14 protein-coding genes are annotated in these 17,890 nt (G+C 35.8%); 5 read left to right on the top strand and 9 right to left on the bottom strand.

The annotated features are described in order from the left end of the window. Positions 1–136: 136 nt before the first annotated feature. Entirely contained in the window at positions 137–688 is a 552-nt protein-coding gene (locus B176_RS0105680; RefSeq protein ID WP_017257820.1) for a fasciclin domain-containing protein, read from the top strand. A gap of 112 nt (positions 689–800) precedes the next feature. Here the strand turns inward: B176_RS0105680 and B176_RS0105675 are convergent, their stop codons facing one another. After that, positions 801–3,290: a M1 family metallopeptidase gene (locus B176_RS0105675; protein ID WP_161603011.1), complete on the bottom strand. Its 2,490-nt coding sequence runs from the start codon at positions 3,288–3,290 to the stop codon at positions 801–803. Positions 3,291–3,480: 190 nt separating this feature from the next. On the opposite strand from B176_RS0105675, the gene B176_RS21210 reads away from it, so the two are divergent. The 3 genes from B176_RS21210 (at position 3,481) to B176_RS0105665 (ending at position 4,573) form a co-directional block, all read left to right on the top strand. Next, a complete protein-coding gene (locus B176_RS21210; protein WP_051129996.1) occupies positions 3,481–3,669 on the top strand; it encodes a DUF421 domain-containing protein in 189 nt (62 codons plus the stop codon). Between the two features lie 23 nt (positions 3,670–3,692). Further along, on the top strand, positions 3,693–3,920 hold the full coding sequence (locus B176_RS21205) for a YetF domain-containing protein (protein WP_051129995.1): 228 nt from the start codon (positions 3,693–3,695) through the stop codon (positions 3,918–3,920). Positions 3,921–4,108: 188 nt separating this feature from the next. After that, positions 4,109–4,573 carry a response regulator gene (locus tag B176_RS0105665; protein WP_017257818.1) on the top strand — a complete coding sequence of 155 codons (465 nt, stop codon included), beginning with the start codon at positions 4,109–4,111 and terminating at the stop codon, positions 4,571–4,573. On the opposite strand, the gene B176_RS0105660 is transcribed toward B176_RS0105665, so the two are convergent. The 7 genes from B176_RS0105660 to B176_RS0105630 all read right to left on the bottom strand — a co-directional run bounded on the left by B176_RS0105660 (position 4,562) and on the right by B176_RS0105630 (position 13,656). Continuing rightward, positions 4,562–4,966 (bottom strand): response regulator, encoded by a 405-nt coding sequence (locus B176_RS0105660; RefSeq protein ID WP_017257817.1) that lies wholly within the window; start codon positions 4,964–4,966, stop codon positions 4,562–4,564. The two genes, B176_RS0105665 and B176_RS0105660, sit on opposite strands and share 12 nt — an antisense overlap. A 108-nt stretch (positions 4,967–5,074) precedes the next feature. Further along, the gene (locus B176_RS0105655) at positions 5,075–6,160 is read right to left on the bottom strand and encodes a hybrid sensor histidine kinase/response regulator (RefSeq protein WP_017257816.1); all 1,086 of its coding nucleotides are present in this window, start codon (positions 6,158–6,160) and stop codon (positions 5,075–5,077) included. Between the two features lie 51 nt (positions 6,161–6,211). After that, the gene (locus B176_RS0105650; RefSeq protein ID WP_040539839.1) at positions 6,212–8,350 is read right to left on the bottom strand and encodes a sensor histidine kinase; all 2,139 of its coding nucleotides are present in this window, start codon (positions 8,348–8,350) and stop codon (positions 6,212–6,214) included. Between the two features lie 2 nt (positions 8,351–8,352). Then, positions 8,353–9,111, bottom strand: coding sequence for a methyltransferase domain-containing protein (locus B176_RS0105645; protein WP_017257814.1), 759 nt, complete (start codon positions 9,109–9,111; stop codon positions 8,353–8,355). A gap of 11 nt (positions 9,112–9,122) precedes the next feature. Then, complete coding sequence (locus tag B176_RS0105640) at positions 9,123–9,941, bottom strand: hypothetical protein (protein WP_017257813.1); 819 nt, start codon at positions 9,939–9,941, stop codon at positions 9,123–9,125. A gap of 364 nt (positions 9,942–10,305) precedes the next feature. Beyond that, positions 10,306–11,823, bottom strand: coding sequence for a hypothetical protein (locus B176_RS0105635; RefSeq protein WP_017257812.1), 1,518 nt, complete (start codon positions 11,821–11,823; stop codon positions 10,306–10,308). A gap of 114 nt (positions 11,824–11,937) precedes the next feature. Then, positions 11,938–13,656: an FAD/NAD(P)-binding protein gene (locus tag B176_RS0105630; protein ID WP_017257811.1), complete on the bottom strand. Its 1,719-nt coding sequence runs from the start codon at positions 13,654–13,656 to the stop codon at positions 11,938–11,940. A gap of 629 nt (positions 13,657–14,285) precedes the next feature. On the opposite strand from B176_RS0105630, the gene B176_RS0105620 reads away from it, so the two are divergent. Then, positions 14,286–15,785: an acyl-CoA dehydrogenase family protein gene (locus B176_RS0105620; protein ID WP_017257809.1), complete on the top strand. Its 1,500-nt coding sequence runs from the start codon at positions 14,286–14,288 to the stop codon at positions 15,783–15,785. A 225-nt stretch (positions 15,786–16,010) separates the two neighbouring features. Here the strand turns inward: B176_RS0105620 and B176_RS0105615 are convergent, their stop codons facing one another. After that, a complete protein-coding gene (locus B176_RS0105615; protein WP_017257808.1) occupies positions 16,011–17,846 on the bottom strand; it encodes an ABC transporter ATP-binding protein in 1,836 nt (611 codons plus the stop codon). Between the last annotated feature and the right edge of the window lie 44 nt (positions 17,847–17,890).

Raw genomic sequence — 17,890 nt, 5'->3', positions numbered from 1 at the left:
TGCCTTTTTTTGGCAAAAGATATAGCGAAAAGCCCGCCCGGATGCCCAAGTTTCTTTCGTTTATAATTATTTTCCATCTCCTGAAATCCGTCTTTGATTTTTCTCCGTTAATCATCCCAAATAAAGATAAACAGATATGAAAAAATTATTTCTAGTAGCATTTGCCTTAGTAGCTATCGCATTTGCACCTCAAGCTTTCGCACAAAAAAACCCAATGGTTGGCGGTGCAGCAATGTACAACACAAAAGATATTGTTGACAATGCAGTAAATTCAAAAGATCACACCACCTTAGTTGCCGCAGTAAAAGCAGCAGGTTTGGTTGAAACTTTAAAAAGTGCTGGTCCGTTCACGGTGTTTGCACCAACTAACGAGGCGTTTGATAAATTGCCAGCAGGTACGGTTGCTACTTTGGTAAAACCAGAAAACAAAGCAACGTTAACCAAAATTTTAACTTACCACGTTTTAGCAGGTAAATACAGTGCTGCTGATATTATGGCTGCTATTAAAAAAGGAAAAGGTAAAGCAACTTTTACTACTGTACAAGGCGAAAAACTTTACGCTTCTATGGATGGTAAAAAAGTAAAATTATGGGATGCAAAAGGTGGTGCTTCTTATGTAACTATTGCTGATGTTAACCAAAAAAATGGCATTATCCACGTAATAGACACGGTTTTAATGCCAAAATAGTTTTTAAGTTAATAGTGTAGAAGCTCATTAGGCTTGTAAAAGCTATTAAAAAACTACTTCTTATAACAAAGCCGATTTTCAAAAGAAAATCGGCTTTGTTGCTTAAAATACTTTACAGCTTTTCAAGCTCCGTAATCGCTTTTTGAACAGCAGCTATCTGTGCTTCAAAACCGGCTTTATCTGCTAATGGCGCTTTATCTCTATCGTCTTTTTTCGCCATTAAAATATTATTCAGCATTACATTCACATATTTATGTATTCCGTATTTGCTAAACTTCTCCGACATGATCTGCAGTTCATCTAAACCTTGCTGTAAATTAGTAATATTCTTCACATTCATTAAAATACTTGCCAAACCTGGGATCATATCAAATTGACTTTGGGTACCTGCCTCCATAAAAGAATTATAAACGTAAGGGAACTCGGCATCTCCGCCTTCCACACCGTAAATATTAACAATGGAAGCTACCAATGGACCTTTACTATCCTTTTGCAAACCATTTGCCAAAACTTTTGCTTGCGAAATGTCAATTGCAGCAACTGCATTTAAAGCAGCAGCTTCAACCGCATACGATGGGTTTTTCAACGATTCTATAAACAAAGGCTTATAAATTTTGTCCTGCAAGTTTGCCAACGACTCAATTGCAGCTGCCCTCACCAAAGTGCTATTGTCTGTGCTTGCCATGGCAACGATTTTTGATAAAACCGCTTTTTTGATTTCTTCGTTTTGTAACTTCAAATTATTGATTGCTTCTGTTCTTAATCCAAAATATGGATCGTTCAAAGCCGCAACCAATACCTCTTGAGCTGTTTTTTCATTTATTCTTTCTGTTGCCGCTGCTATTGCTTCTAACCGATCTACGTATAAAGGCGCATTTTTGTATTGGAAAGCAAACTCTTCCAAACTTTTTTCGTCCTTTTTAGCGACCAAAAGAATTTTATCAGCGTCCACATTCACCAAATTTGGTTTACTGTTTAGCTTAAAGCTGATGGAATCGGTACGGGTGGTCATCCAGTAATTATGACGAACTTTTTTTCCTCCTTCATAAACATCAATTTTCATTGGAAGGGTAAAAACATTTTCTTTTTGCGTTTGTGCTAAATAAACAGTCTGTGTTTTGGTAACTGCATCCCATTTATAACTGATATTTAACTCCGGATGACCGGATCCAAAATACCACTGATTAAAAAACCAGTTCAAATCTCGACCGCTCACCTGTTCCAAGGCTAAACGTAACTGGTGCGCTTCTCCGTTACCCAGTGCATTTGTTTTTAGATAAAGATTTAAGCCTTTGAAGAAAGCTTCTTCGCCTAAATAATTACGCAACATATTCAAAATGCGACCACCTTTTTGATAGGTAACCACATCAAACATATCTTCTTTATCTACATAATGAAAACGAACCAAATGTTTGTTTTTAGCCTCTGGAGACAATAAATAAGCCTGCATAGACTCGTAATTATGTGCATCTCCAGCATCCTGACTTTTGGAGTGTTCTGCCCAAAGTGTTTCGCTAAAATCGGCAAAGGATTCATTAACAGACAGATTGCTCCAGCTTTCTGCAGTTACATAATCGCCAAACCATTGGTGAAAAAGCTCGTGAGCAATGGTTTCTTCGCCGTTACTTCCATCTAATAATTCTCTTTTAGTTTGTTGTACATAAGCCCCATGTAAAGTTGCAGTGGTATTTTCCATAGCTCCACTTACATAATCACGCACCACAATCTGTGCGTATTTATTCCAAGGATATTCTACGCCCAACTTTTTTGCGAAAAAATCCATCATTGCAGGCGTTTTGCCAAAAATATCTTTTGCGTAAGGTGCATAAGCTGGCTCCAGATAATAATCAACAGGAATGTTTTTATACTTATCGTGATAAACCTTAAAATCGCCAACCGCCATCATAAAAAGATATGGGGCGTGTGGCTGATCCATTTTCCAAGTGTCGGTACGGGTACCGTCTGCATTTTTCTTTTGTGCAACTAAAGCACCGTTTGAAAGTGTCACATATTTATCAAGCACCGTCATGCTGATTTCCTGCGTAGTTTTCTGATTGGTTTTATCAATAGTTGGAAACCAAACTGAGGAACCTTCTGTTTCTCCCTGTGTCCAGATTTGCACCGGCTTACCTTTTACACTACTATCGGGGTTAATAAAATATAAGCCTTTAGCATCCGTTATCGCAGCGCTTCCCTTTACCTTAAACTCGTTAGGTTTTGCAGTGTAAGCAATATAAACCGTATAATTTTCTGATGATTTGTAGGTTTTACCTAAATCAATTTTCAGCTCCAAGCCATCATATTTGTATTTGAGCGGACTACTGATATTCCCATTTACGATAGACACATTTTTAATCTCCATGCCTTTAGCATCGAGGTTCAAAGAATCTGTTGGATAAAAATGTGGCTTTAAAGTTATCCAGGCTTTTCCCAAGAGGTAAGCTTTTTTATAATCAAACTTTACATCCAGCTTTGTGTTTACCAAATCGTTGATTTTTTCTGGTGTTGCCCGATAAATAGATAAAGCTGTTTGTACGCTGTCTGGATTTTGTTGTTGAGCTTGGGTAAACGCTGTCGCAAATAATAGGATTGTTACGAGCAATGATAATTTTGTTTTAAGCATTGATTTCTGTTGTTTTTCTTGTTGAAAGATGGTTTTGATATTAAGCGCACAAGATAAATATATAGTTGCATTTTTAAGCTAAAAACCTATTAGCTAATTGCTTTGATGCGAAAAAATATCAATCAATCTCCTTTTAAAACTTTAATTTAGATGCTGTTATTACATTTATATGTCAGGAGATTTTGAGACCATTGTAAGAAGCGTATCTGTTTACGTTTTTATATTGGTTGCGATAAGAATTACAGGTAAAAAGCAACTTTCGCAACTAAACACTTTTGATATTGTACTTATTTTATTGATCAGTAATTCTGTCCAAAATGCTATGGTTGGCGCTGATACAAGTTATTGGGCGGGATAATTGCTGCGAGTGTGCTGTTTTTAATGAATTTTATATTCAACAAATTACTTTTTAAAAGTCCAAGATTTAAAGCCTTAATCAACAAAAAGCTCGAAATACTTGTTCATAACGGAAAACTAGATTTCAAAAAAGCGAGCGATCTGGATATTTCTGATGATGAGTTAAGAGAAGCGATGCGAGATTATGGTGTAGAAAAATTTAAAGAAGTGAAATTAGATGTATCAGCATCATTTCGGAAAATGATGTACTGAACAAGCCTGTGAAGAAAAAGCTTGCGCCAAAGATTAAACTTCTTCCAAATCATTCGTTAGCATAAGAATTATCCTATAAATGAAATTATTTTTTTAGGTTATTGCTTTCGTTTTAATTTATCTTTGCATTTCTGGTTTTTGTATACTTACTTAGTACTTGGTATCAGAACGGCTTAATATTTTTAAACATGGTAGACAAAAAAATCGCTATACTTTACGTTGATGATGAAGAGAACAATCTTATATCATTCAAAGCTAATTTTAGACTAAAATACAAGGTTTTTATTGCAATAAGTGGTGATGAGGCTTTGAAAATATTAGAGAAAAGCGCTGTAGATATTATTATTACAGACCAAAGAATGCCTCAGATGACCGGAGTGCAATTTTTGGAAAAAGTTTTAGAAACGCATCCTGATCCTATGCGTATTTTATTGACAGGATATGCAGATATGGGCGCCGTAGTTGATGCTGTAAACAAAGGTAAAATATTTCATTACCTAACCAAGCCTTGGAATGAAGAAGAATTGGATATCAGTATCAATAGAGCGTATGAGGTTCTTCTAGAAAAAAGAGAGCTAGAAAGTATGAACGGAAAACTTGCTACTTCTAATGACCAGTTAGAGTTTTTATTACGCCAAAAGTTACTGTCCTAAGTCTCCGGTTATTATTTGCAAAACCTTAACCAATGCTTCGGAGGGGTAAGGCTTTTTTAGAACACCAATAACCGATTTGTAGCTGGAAATTTCGCTGATATCATTTTTATTTAAAGAAGTTGTTATTGCTACAATTCTATAATTATTTTTAATTTCTTCAGGTAGTTTCTCAAACGCTTCCATAAATTGGAAGCCATTCATAACGGGCATCATAATATCTAAAAGAACAATTATAATACTGTCTGTTACAGGAGTGTTTTTAATAAAATTTAGACCAGAAAAAGCATCATAAAATATCTTATTGTCTGTACTTAATCCTGTTTTCTGGATAATTTTTTCTGCTATATAACAGTCTAGCTCCCTATCGTCTATAATTATAAATGACAATTTCATCTGTTTATTTTTATTGATTTTTATTTGTCAGATGGAACCTTTGATGATTAAAATAATCATTGCCCTGTGTGCTTAACGATTATTTTAATCATGTCGGTTTCATATGGTTTATTTATGGGGTATAACAACTGTAAATGTAGTTCCTTCATCTAAAACAGAATTTACATCTATTGTACCATTCAATTTTAACACCGAACTCTTAACGTTAAACAATCCTAAGCCAGAACCCGACTCCTGAATACTGGCCCTAAAGAATAGGTTAAAAATCTCATCTATGTATTTTCCCTCTATTCCGGTCCCGTTATCACCAACAGCTATGGTAACAGACCCTCTAAACACTTCAATATCTAAGGTTACTTTTTTGTTATCTGCACCCTTTCTTTGATATTTAAAAGCATTTGTTAGCAGGTTATTAATAATTAGATTAATAGATATTACATCACTCCAGAACGGTTCATTTTGCCTAACATTAATTTTAAAATCTATCTGCGCTGTTTTGGCATAAATGGCAAATATGGCCTCGGTTTCTTTTACAACTTCATTAAAATCAATTGCTGTTATCTTTAATTCGCCCCTTTCCAAACTGTAATAATCATGCATACTTAAAATAAAGGTATCTAATTTGGTCACAGACTTTTCCATCAACAATAAAATCTCCTTTATTTCATCAATGTTATTGCTTTGCAGTGCAAGGTCAACTCCTCCCGAAATTCCTACAAGGGGTCCTCTAATATCATGGCTCACGCTGTAGGCAAATTTATCCAGCTCTAAATAAGCCTTTCGTAGTTCTTCGTTTTTCATGCTCAACATAGAATTTGCCAAATAGAACTTATTGGACTCTTCTATGGCAGAAATAATATCTGTGTCTAACCAAGGTTTTTTTACATACCTAAAAACGTTACCTCTGTTGATGGCATCTATAACAGATTCTATATCGGCGTAAGCTGTTAAAAGAATTCTTATCGGATGCGGGTGAATACTTCTCACTTCTTCAAAAAATTCTACTCCAGTTTTTTCGGGCATCCGTTGATCGCAAAAGATAACCCTTATATCGGGGTTTTTATCAAGGTAGGCTAAGGCTTCGGTAGAATTTTGTGCGGTATAAATGATATAATCCAACCTTAAAGAGGCTTTAAACCCAATTAAGTTATTGAGTTCATCATCTAAATATAATATCTTGATCTTTTCTGACATGCCGAATGGGCTATTTTAAAAAATGTTACAATAAATGTGCAACAATTTATTTTATACTAAAATTATTTTATAGATTATTGGAATTTGAATGATCATTTCGGTGCCTTTCCCAATTTCGCTGTTGATCAAAATTTCACCATGATGGTTTTTAATGGTGTTATAGGCAATAGACATCCCCAATCCTGTACCTTCTCCAACATCTTTAGTAGTAAAAAACGGATCAAATATTTTACCTTTAGTTACGTCATCCATTCCCGAACCATTGTCTTTAATGGTAACGTAGATATTTTCTTCTCTACTTTCTGTAGAGATTTTAAGCTCACCTTCCCCACTTTCACCATGCACTTTAGTAACGGCATGGATAGCGTTGGAAATTATATTTAGAAATACCTGATTAAGTTTTCCCGGATAACACTCGGCAGTAGGAATGTTGCCATATTCTTTAATAACCTTGATTTTACCGCTACTCAATGCGTTATTCATGATAATTAAAGTAGAATCTAAGCCCTCATTGATATCCGCCTTTTTTAAATCATCTTCATCTAAGCGAGAAAAAACTCTTAGACCTTTAACAATTTCTGCCGTTCTGGAGGCTCCGTCATGTATACCTTTAAGCAGGTGATTGATCTCTATCTTCAAATAATCAAAATCCAAATCTTCTTTGTAATCTTCAATCTCCTGTTGCTTATCAGATTTAGACTTCTCGGACAAACCAATGCTTTCAATATTGTCTATAGCTTCTAGCAATAAATTAACGTCTCTGGTGAGTGGAGAAACATTAGAGGTTACAAAATTGATAGGGTTATTAATCTCATGTGCAATCCCTGCTGTTAACTGCCCCAAAGACGCCATTTTTTCCGCGGCCACTAGTTGGGTTTGGGTTTGTTTAAGATTCTCCAGCGTGTCGCTCAATTCTTCATTTGTTTCAATTAACTCGTGTGTCCGCTCTGTTACTTTTTGCTCGAGGATAACGTTTTGCTCTTTGATGATGCGTTCGTTTTCTTGTGCTGATGCAAGCGCTTCTGCCTGAGAGGCTTCTTTTTCTTTTTTAAGGATGTTGATTCTATCTGCTAAACCGAACGATAGTAAAGCCATCTCTATCGCAGATGCGGCCTGCATCGAATAACTTGTAAAAATGTTATACTGCACTAAATTATAGTCTTTCAACAAAAAAACTACAGCTCCAGCAACTAATATTGACCATGCGGAGAAAAAGAAAATTGCAGGTGTATATCCTTGAATCATCAACATGCAAGAAATCACAAGGATTGAAAGAGTTGTAATACTGGTACCTACCTGCATGATTTGAAATCCTGTACGAGTGTCAATTAGACAGCTAATAAGAGAAATAACAAAAACCAAAATCTGTAACTTTAAAAAAACATCAAATTTAGGTGTATTAATTTTTGTTTGAAGAAAGCTCTTAGTTACAAGAATAGCACCTATGCCACTTAAAGATGCAAAAACGATAGAGCTTATAGAGGTAAATGCTGGCTGATTAGGCCATAAGTATTGAAAAGTATAACCTTTGATAGATAGTTGTGTTAAACCAACAAAGATGAGATAAATAACATAGTAGAGATAGCTCCTATCCTTTACAGAAAAATAAACGAATAGATTATATAGGAACATGATAAGCACAATCCCTAAGTAAATTCCATTTAGCGCACTTTCTGAACTTAAATGAGACCATAAGCTATCGGGCTTATTTATATATATTGGAATAATAATTTGCTCAGAGCTTTTAATTTGGAGGTAATATGTCTTTTCTGTTCCTTTAGGAATATTTAAATCAAAGATGTAAGTGGGGTAGTTATATTTTCTTTCTCCAAAATTATTTCTCTCACTTAAAGAATTTCTAATGATAAATTTTTCGGTTATTTCATATAAGGTTACAACATCCAATAAAGGATAAGCAAGCTCCAATAAAAGTTTAGACTCATCACTCTTATTAAAAACAGTGAACTTAATCCATACATTTTCTCTAACAAGACCCAAATTGGGAACATCCTGACTCGATGTTTCTTTATTAAAAATTACTCTAAGAGGATCTTCTTCTTTAGAATTTGATATCTTTAAGTTTTTTCCGATTAAAACTCTTGTTGTTTGTGGATAAATAATTATTTCGGATTTTGCTGAAACAAAAAAGGTTATGAAAAACAATAAGACCAATATCCGTTTAAATATCATCTCTATTTTACACTAGTAACTATGACCATATTAATGCTACATGCGAAATAATTTTCAGAATCTGCATCTCTTAAAGATTCAATAAATAAGTCTTTTTCCAATTTCGTTAGATATCCTTTTTCTGAAGCCTCATTTATGATGATTTCTAACCATAAATATTCATTCGCTTCTTTTAAACTTTTCAATACAAAAGGAAAAACTTCAATATTAATATCTTTAAAGTCCGCTCCTTTAAGATAGAATCTTAACTTTCTAGATGCATATCCATTATTTATTTTTTCTTCAGTAAGAAATTTATTTATTTTATTAGAGATGCCGTTATTTTCATTATAAATCACTAGCCCTGCCCAATCTGTTTCAATAATAGCAAAAGGATGTTCTGGCATAAGCGCCCTATAAACTTCTCTAATCGTTTTTTCAGGATTTTTGAGGTGCTGCATTAGTCTTTCTGCCCTAATTCCTGCAAAAAAACCATCATTGTATGGTATATTATCAGATTCTGATTGAATAAATTCAATATTCTGATTGCCTTTGCTCTCAGCTATACCTTTCTCAAGCATGACTGGGTCATGGTCTATCCCAATAATCTTAGATGAATGAAAAAGTTCAGACATCTTAATCACATCTAACCCTGTTCCGCATCCCAAATCCAGAATAGGCCCTCTTTTTTTTTCAAATGGATGATATGAATGTTGTTTAAGATTTTTCAAAAATAATCCAGTATTTTCTAAATAGTTGATATTGTAATGTTTTTCGGACATATTTTTTTTGATTAGAGTATATTTAAATCATTCTCTTCTATACTTGAATTGCGAACGTTTTTTTCACTAAGATAAGTATTAGCAATAGTAGCTTCCATATCCCAATTTTCAAGCCCTTCAATTTCAATTTCGTAATGAATTTCAATTTGTTTCCTTCTTAACTCCTCAACGCGAACAATATTTAAATATTCTCTTAGTCTAAATATAGCATCTCGCTCCTCATCAACCGCTTTCACCAACGTATTAGGGTCTTTTAGGAGCATCGTAGTAGCAATTAAATCCAATTTCGGGTAATAAAACGTCCCATTATTCCCTATGCTGGTTTCTATTTCATATCCAGAGTTTAAACCCATTTTTACTGTATATGGAGCACAAAGAGCGAAAATCGACTTTAAACCTATTTGGGTAGAAATAGCAACGCATGCTCTTGATAAGAAAATACTGCCCACACCATACCCAGCAATTTCTCTGGAATTCCAAAGACCACAAAACTCACCTGTTCCCTGCTGCGCATAATTGTATACAAGACCATAAATAGCCGGATCTAAAGAACCTGTTGCCTCTTCAATCGGAAGAGGTTGACTACCACCCGCAACATGAATCCTTACCCCACCATATACTTTTTTTCTGTCTAAAGATTCGACAATAAGCACAAAAGCAGCTGGGTTATACATCCATTCGTTTCTTGAAGATGTAACTTTTGTTACCCCAATATTTGTTAGTACCTGTGTATGGCCCTCAATAAAAAGATTACAGGTTTCAGGGTCGTCTATTGCCCTAAAAGCCCTTAGCCTTACTACAGGTTTGTCTTTATTTAAACTAGAATCCATTAAAATCTCGTGTGTGTATTTTTAAGCACACAATATAAGTGATAAAATAAACAATTTTATACTGATAGCGAACTATTAGTTTTTTATCGCAATAATACTGTACATATTTTAGATCAAAGAAAGTAAAAACACCTACCCATAACTTTAGGCAAATATCATTGTAGTTCCTCAAACGCTAGCAAAGTTAATGTTAGTTTATAGCTAATACTAGCACATCAACAAAAACAAATTTCCACAGTCTTCTTTTTTTGCCCACCACTGGCATTAGAACTACCTTTCGGCTTAAAAATGTTAAAAACGGCTTGATAAAAAACTTTAAGCAGCTTTTCGTATCACTGTTTCCACCTTCAAATTAAATCCACCACTATTTTCTTCCTAAATTTTTGGCTCTAAGCTGTGCCAAATATAAAGACGGTGGATTAAGCTCTTCTTTACTTAAACCTTCCCATACGCCATCTGGTCGGTTACCAAATCTGGTGTCAATTTTTTTTCTTGCATTACCACCGATAGCATAGTTTTTACCGCTTACGTAAGGATTCTGAAGAATAATGGATCTGGCTTTGCAATTCCATAAAACCTGGTTCACTCCTGCCCATCCATGTCCAGTACCAAAATTGCCCCTGTCTCTCACATTAATTTCTCCGTCGGTTGTGATGTTATCATAAAGTGTACCCATACTCCAACGGTGGTGCGGACCAATATCTGAATGCGCATTTGAAGCTTTGCAGTTATAGAACACATTCGGTCCCAAGGTTTTTGCTCCGGTCACATAATCATGTCTTCCTTCCGTTGCTTCTAAATTCATGAATAAATTCTGCTGTCCATTATTATTGAACGAGTACCGTCTTCCGCCTGTAATTTGAGACTTTGCATCTAAACATTTAGAATCTAAAACTGTTATTTTTTTCGTTCCGTCTTCAAGACTTACAGCCGCATAGCCAAAGTATTTTGTTTCAATGTTTTTGACCCAACAGTTTTCCGCTTTATCAAATCGTACGGCTATCCATCCATGCTGTTCGTCTGTAGGGCTTACATATTCAGATTCTATCTTTAAGTTTTCGATGCCAACCTCACTTATCCTACCTTCAAATTTGTATTTGTAAACTTCGCCACCGCCATACTTGGTTTCCATAGCCATTACAATAGGGTTATCTATAGAAATTGTATTTCCATTAATTTTTGTGATTCTTCGCTCAAAGGGGAAAGTATAATATTTAGGGTCCCATTGCTTTGTATCCACACCTTCAACAATTTTATCCATTTTTAGATCTTCAATCCATTGCTGGCTTGCGGGTCTATAAACAATAATTTCATCGCCAATCTGGTATCCTTTTACCGATTCCACTTTAAAAGATTTAGCACCAACAGGTACGTAGCTCTCCTCCATTTTAACTCTACTCCCTTTCACTTCTTTGGCATTCCCTTCACCAGAAATCTCTATTAAATTTCTTTTTGTAGTCCCTGTCGCAATTAAAAGCGTTCCTGTTTCTCCACGCAAAACAACACCGCTTTTTTTGATTTTAATAACACCTGCAATTTTATAAGTTCCCTTTTTTAACAGGATGGCTCCTCTATGTCCGTTTTCATCTGCCTTTAAACCAGACACCTCATTTATCGCTTGCTGTATAAGTTCTCCACTATCGGCGTTAGGTAAAGCTTCAACTGTTTTAACAACTTTAACATTTGGTAAGGGTTGGTCTCCCTGTTGATAGCCAACGCTACTAAAATCTGGGATTATATTTCCATTTTCATCCGGAAAATAAATTAAAGTACCATCCTTATTTAGTTTTAGCAACTTGGATTGCCAATCAGCGTTTATGAACGACAATGTAAATACTGCTGCTGTTAAAAACAGAAAAATCCTACTTAAATACTTGGTCATCTTAACAAATTAAAAAAGGAAATTAAACAAAAATCTCTAAACTCCAATTTACTCCGAGCTGTAGTTTGATTCGTTGCCTTTAATATTATCTCGCATGTTCTCCTCTTTAAACGGCTATTGCGCTATCCTCTTCAAAATACAGTCAACAATTTTCTGACTAGCTGATTCGCAAAAATCAAGTCCCGAATAATCCGGATTATAACCACTGATATATGGAACGGCCATCATGTAAACTTCATTATTGCTCTTTCCTTCTTCGTCTATAATTTGAAAGTTATCATTGATTTTGATTCCAGAAACCTTTAAATAATAATCATTATTGATACGGATTACTTTATCAGGATTTTTATCAAAATACTTTAAACCCTCAGCAGGTGATTGGAATTCTATCGTTGCCTGACTAACTGTTTTATTTTCTGAAAAGCTTTTAAACGGAAAATCTTCATAAGAAAGTGCAACCTGACCAACACAATCAATAAATGTTTCATATTTAACATCTAGTGTTTTACCGTTCTCATCTTTGTATTGGTAAATTACACCTCCATCCTCTTGCGGAATAACTTCACTATCATCGCCCACGGAAACAATATTCAAAACTCCAGCATCATGTAAGGCCATTAAATCTTCGCAAGAACTTTGCGGAACATAGGCAATCACCAAAGAAATTAAAGGCATCAAAGTCTTTTTCAAACGCAACATATCTTCTGCCGAAAAATGCTTGGCAGGTTGGTTCATCGCAAAACTGAGAACACCCAAAAGTTCTTTCCAATAAATAGATTCTTTGCTTTCTATCGATTTTTCTGCTTCTACAAACTCCGCTTTAAGCAAAGTAAAAGCATCCACTTTTTCTCTCAAATCCATTACATAATCCACAAATTCTTCCATGGACAGGTCTTTTATAGCCTGATAAAATTCAGGTTGTTTTTCTATAAAGAGATTTTTGAAATCTTGCTCGAAAATAAAATCCAATGATACAAAACCATCGTTTTTTTTCCTGTGCTCATCTATTTCCTGTTTGGTCAACAATGCATCGTTTCTTAAATGCGAATCTTCCAAATGGAACCTCACGGCAGGTAAAAGTCCGCTTCTGGAATGCATGGTTAATTTAAACTGCTCACTCCCTACGTCGAGTTTGTAAGTGTATTTTCCGTTCGCCTTTTTCTCAAAATATCCATTATTTCTGGACAAAGTTCTTATCGCATCAATCGCAGTTAACGACGAACCTTTAATAGCCACAACATGATTAAGTTTCAGATTGAGTTTACACGGTGGGTAAGGCGAATCGTAGATTCCAGGAACTTTCCCTTCCAGTTTTATTGGCCAAGAATGCCCGATAGAAATCACCACTAGGTCAAACTCCAACTTTCTGTTCTCGGTAATAACCCAAACTTTATTACGCTCTTTTTCATGGATTAAATCCTTCACTTTAACAGATAAATGTAGCGTGGTATCAATCAGCTGTTGTTTTGCTCTCTCCAACAACAACTGAAACTGTGCGCTCAGGTAATCGCCAAACAGCAACCTTGGAAGCACTTTAAACTCGTTAAAATTAGCTGGAGTAACCTTAAAATTTAAAGCAATGGCAGGTTCACTTTTTACCCAATCTTCTATCGTATTAACAATCGTGGGGATCTCATTATCCGACACGTTGGTTATGTGTTCGGCACAAGCCCCATCTTCGCTGTAGGGCATTCCGGCTCCTAGCCTATTCTTTCTTTCGAAAACATGAATATCAAAATTTTTCTTTTCGCTTTCTACCAATCGCTTGTATATAAACAATGCACTTGGTCCGCCACCAATAATCGCAATACGAAGTTTTTTTGTCTCAGGCATATTCGTTTCTACTTATATAAACGGTATTTGTTTTAAACAATATGGTTAGCATTATTTTGTATCTGGAATTAATTTCCCGAAGACAAAACCAATGCCACAGTACTGTGATTTTTTCGGTTTTTACAAAAAAAACAAACACAAAGTGCTTAGTCTTATGTTAAACAAAAGGAGCGTTGATGCAAAACATCTTACATCATTAGATTTATTTTTTTATTGGCCAGAAAGGAAAACTAACTTTTAATGCTTTTATCACAGTGTAAAACCTTACTGGTTAAAGGCCGCGAGCTTCACTAATTTAAGGTTTTAGATTTCCTTGATGCTTGCATTATTTTAGATTCTGGTTGGAAAATAGAATTCGGTCAATAAATTTACATATTTTACGTCGATAGCGCCAGATGATATCGGTGTGAAACCAAAATTAATACTAAAGAATTCAATAGCTTGCAGAAATAGCGTTAAAATCTTTTATTTATCCTACATGGTTTTTTTTAGATTAGCAGTTTAAACGTAGCGTAGGTGGGGAACACATCAGATTAAGAATAAAGAAGGATAGTATCTGCAAATTCAATATTTTAAAATAATATAACATGCTGTTAAAAACGGCATACCAAAAAATATAACGCAAATTTATGACCTTGTCACAAAAACCTTTTCCAGAATTTTTAAAAGACTTCGAAAAAACTTTAGCGCACTTGTTCCATGACCATGCTGACATTAATAAGTTAAGCTTGGTGCGTGGCTTACCAGCCGATATTTTAAGTGGAATAATGGCAAAGAATCCGCTGTCGGTGGCTATCCCATCTGATTTTGGCGGACGAGGAAGTATTGTTAAAGAATGTTTAGGAATTTTATCTGCAGCATCTTACGAGTCGCTTTCACTTTCCCTAACCTTCGGGATTAATATTGCGCTCTTTTTAGAACCTGTTTCTAAATATGCAGATGAAGCGGTAAAAAAAGAAATCTTCGATCGCTTTTTGAAAGAGGCAAACATGGGAGGTTTAATGATTACCGAGCCCAATTACGGCAGTGATGCGCTCAACATGAAAACGGCTAACCGCGAGACTGAAAACGGCTACCAGATTAAAGGGCAAAAACATTGGCAAGGACTAACTGGCATGGCAGATTATTGGCTAATTGCTTCGCGAAAAGAACTGGCAAATGGAGAATTAGCGAGAGATATTGACTTTTTTATCTGCGATATTTCTAAAGACAAACAAAAAATTGTTGTTGAAGAACTGTTTGATAATCCTGGTCTTTACCTTATCCCCTATGGTTTAAATACTGTTGATATTGAAGTCCCAAAAAACTACAGGCTACAACCGGAAAGTACTGGAATTAAAATGATGCTGGACATCCTCCACAGAAGCCGCCTACAATTCCCAGGAATGGGCATGGGCTTTATTAAAAGGATGTTAGACGAGGCTATTAAACAGTGTACAAACAGAATTGTTGGCACCAGTAACCTACTTGCATTAGACGGAGTGCAATTTCAACTTGCCCGCATACAGACAGCCTTCACTATTGCTTCTGCTATGTGTGCTAAAAGCAGTAAAATTAGTGGTATTGCTTATGATTTAGCTACCGAAGGGATACAAGCAAATACCATGAAAGCGGTTGTTACCGATTTGATGCAAGAATCTGCGCAATTACTAGTGCAATTATCAGGCGCTAGTGGTTATAAAACTACGCACATAGGTGGTCGTGGAATTATGGATAGTCGCCCTTTTCAAATATTTGAAGGCTCTAATGAGATGCTTTACGCTCAAATTGCCGATATGGTTTTGCGGATGATGAAAAAACAAAAGCAGACTTCATTTTTTGACTTCCTTAAGGATTTCGGGCTTACTGCTGAAAGCTCAACACATTTCAAAAAAGACCTGAGTTTTTCTATTAATGGCAGCTTATCTCAGCGTAAACTGGTGGATTTAGGAAAAATTATTGCTCGAATTGTTTGTGTTGGTTACGTAATAGAACTTGAACAAAACGGTTTCCGCAAAGATTTAGTAAATAACTGTATCGTAATGGTACAGCAAGAAGTTGCCGGCTTAATGTCTGCTTTCCATTTTGAGAACACAGTAAATGTGATTGAGGATTACAACTCAAATAGTTTGTGGATGGATTTTGCTTAAGCTACGCTAATTTGGTTGTGTTGATATTTACTTTTTAATTTATCAACAAAGTTAAATCGTTACAGTGGTGCTATAGTTATGTCAAGTGAGACACCATTTGGATTTTAGCGAGAGCGGTTGAAACGTTTAGTATGGTGGATAGTCTGTTTCAGTACTTATCCGCCGTATTTGTTTACAAACAGTTTGTAATAGATTTCCGAACGTAGATAATTATCATAATGTTTACTACTGATAACCCATTGCCTGTAAGTTGAAAAGCTCGGCATATCTACCATCAGCCTGTAAAAGTTGCTGGTGCGTACCTGATTCCAGTAGCGTTCCATGTTCTAGCACCAAAATACGGTCGGCCAAGCGGGCAGTAGAAAAACGATGCGAAATCAACACTGCAGACTTTCCTTTGGTGAGCTCAGCAAAACGCTGAAAAACCTCGTACTCTGCCCTAGCATCCAATGCTGCAGTCGGTTCATCCAATATTAAAACCTGCGCATCTTTCATATATGCTCTTGCTAAAGCTACTTTTTGCCACTCTCCACCCGAAAGCTCAACACCGTCGTTGAATTTTCTACCAAGCCATTGTTGGTAAGCACTAGGGAATTTTAAGGCCAATTGATCTGCCAAACTTTCTTGTGCAGCTCTTTTAACCAGTTCTTCATTTTCCATCTCTTTGATATTCCCTACGGCTATGTTTTGGTAAAAAGTCATTTGATAACGGATATAATCCTGAAAAATAATACCAAGGTTATGCCTTAAATCATCCAAATCATATTCTTTTAAATCTTTACCGTCCAACAAAATACGCCCTTCGGTTGGGTCGTATAACCTAGCTAAAAGTTTCACCAATGTTGTTTTCCCTGCACCATTCTCACCCACTAAGGCCAGTTTTTCTCCCGGTTTAAGTTCAAAGCTTAAATTTCTGTTTGCCCATGCATCTGTATTATGATACTGGAAGCCTACATTCTCAAATACGAATCCTGTTTGTATTGGATTTGGAAATGGCAAAGCATGCTGCTTTTGAGTGATTTTTGGTTTAATCTCAAAAAAATCGATAAAATCGTTAAGGTAAATAGCACCCTGCGAAACATTGGTGAAGCGGGAAAGCATGGTTTCCATTAAGCTACTTAGTTGCCTAAATGAGCCTGCCAAAAACGTCAAACTACCGACCGTTGATTTGCCAATTACGGTTTCATATATGATAAATCCGTAAGCGGCATAATAGCCCATTGTACCCAAAACAGAAAAGAAAGTGCCCCAAAGTGAACGTCGGGTAGCAAGTTTGCTGTTATCGCTATAAAATTTATCAGAAAGTGTTTTAAATCTGGCGATTATAAAATCTGACAGCCCGAATATCTTAACTTCCTTTGCGGTCTCATCACTAGCGCCCAAATACCGAAGATAATCCAATTCTCTACGTTCCGGCGTCTGACTTCGCGAAAGCGCATAGTTCTTACTATTGAAGTAAGATTCGCCTAAAAAAGAAGGAATAATAGCCAACAGTAAAAGTAAAATTAACCAGGGATTAAAGGCAATTAATGCGGTGAGCAGAAAAGCCATGGAAATAAAATCCTGTACTTGGCTCATCACCTGCGAAAGCAGAACCGTACGGCCAACAGTCTGCTGACGAGCCCGCTCTAATTTATCGTAAAAAACAGAATCTTCAAACTGATCTAAATCAAGCGTTGCAGCATGCTTCATAATCCGCATGGAAGTATGATTAGCAAATAAATCACCCAACAAACTGTCTGTTAGGTTGATCATCCTATTTAATCCATCAGTAAGCAAAGCTAAAGCAAACTCCAGCGCCACCAATTCCCAAAGTTCCTGCAAATTACCCGATGGCGCATTGGTGTTTAACGCCACCACCTGATCGATAATTAATTTACCAACGTACAACAGCGCTACAGGCATCGCCGAACGCAAAATTCTTAATGTAAAACTGATGAGGGTTTTGCTTGGACTACTTTGCCAAACCAGTTTAAAGAAATTGGGTAAATTTTTTAATGCCGAAAGGCGATCTTTAAGCGATATATTTTCAATTGGGATGGGGTTTCTGCTTTTTGCCATTTGCTAATTTAGGAGAAGGCAAATTTAGAATTATTGTAATGAGG

The organism is Pedobacter arcticus A12 (assembly GCF_000302595.1).
Lineage (GTDB): Bacteria > Bacteroidota > Bacteroidia > Sphingobacteriales > Sphingobacteriaceae > Pseudopedobacter > Pseudopedobacter arcticus.
This window is presented reverse-complemented; position numbering and strand designations above follow the sequence as displayed.

Coding starts and splice junctions, on each gene's coding strand:
- B176_RS0105680 (WP_017257820.1), top strand. CDS start 137: ATGAAAAAATTATTTCTAGTAGCATTTGCCTTAGTAGCTATCGCATTT.
- B176_RS21210 (WP_051129996.1), top strand. CDS start 3,481: ATGTCAGGAGATTTTGAGACCATTGTAAGAAGCGTATCTGTTTACGTT.
- B176_RS21205 (WP_051129995.1), top strand. CDS start 3,693: ATGAATTTTATATTCAACAAATTACTTTTTAAAAGTCCAAGATTTAAA.
- B176_RS0105665 (WP_017257818.1), top strand. CDS start 4,109: ATGGTAGACAAAAAAATCGCTATACTTTACGTTGATGATGAAGAGAAC.
- B176_RS0105660 (WP_017257817.1), bottom strand. CDS start 4,966: ATGAAATTGTCATTTATAATTATAGACGATAGGGAGCTAGACTGTTAT.
- B176_RS0105655 (WP_017257816.1), bottom strand. CDS start 6,160: ATGTCAGAAAAGATCAAGATATTATATTTAGATGATGAACTCAATAAC.
- B176_RS0105650 (WP_040539839.1), bottom strand. CDS start 8,350: ATGATATTTAAACGGATATTGGTCTTATTGTTTTTCATAACCTTTTTT.
- B176_RS0105645 (WP_017257814.1), bottom strand. CDS start 9,111: ATGTCCGAAAAACATTACAATATCAACTATTTAGAAAATACTGGATTA.
- B176_RS0105640 (WP_017257813.1), bottom strand. CDS start 9,941: ATGGATTCTAGTTTAAATAAAGACAAACCTGTAGTAAGGCTAAGGGCT.
- B176_RS0105635 (WP_017257812.1), bottom strand. CDS start 11,823: ATGACCAAGTATTTAAGTAGGATTTTTCTGTTTTTAACAGCAGCAGTA.
- B176_RS0105630 (WP_017257811.1), bottom strand. CDS start 13,656: ATGCCTGAGACAAAAAAACTTCGTATTGCGATTATTGGTGGCGGACCA.
- B176_RS0105620 (WP_017257809.1), top strand. CDS start 14,286: ATGACCTTGTCACAAAAACCTTTTCCAGAATTTTTAAAAGACTTCGAA.
- B176_RS0105615 (WP_017257808.1), bottom strand. CDS start 17,846: ATGGCAAAAAGCAGAAACCCCATCCCAATTGAAAATATATCGCTTAAA.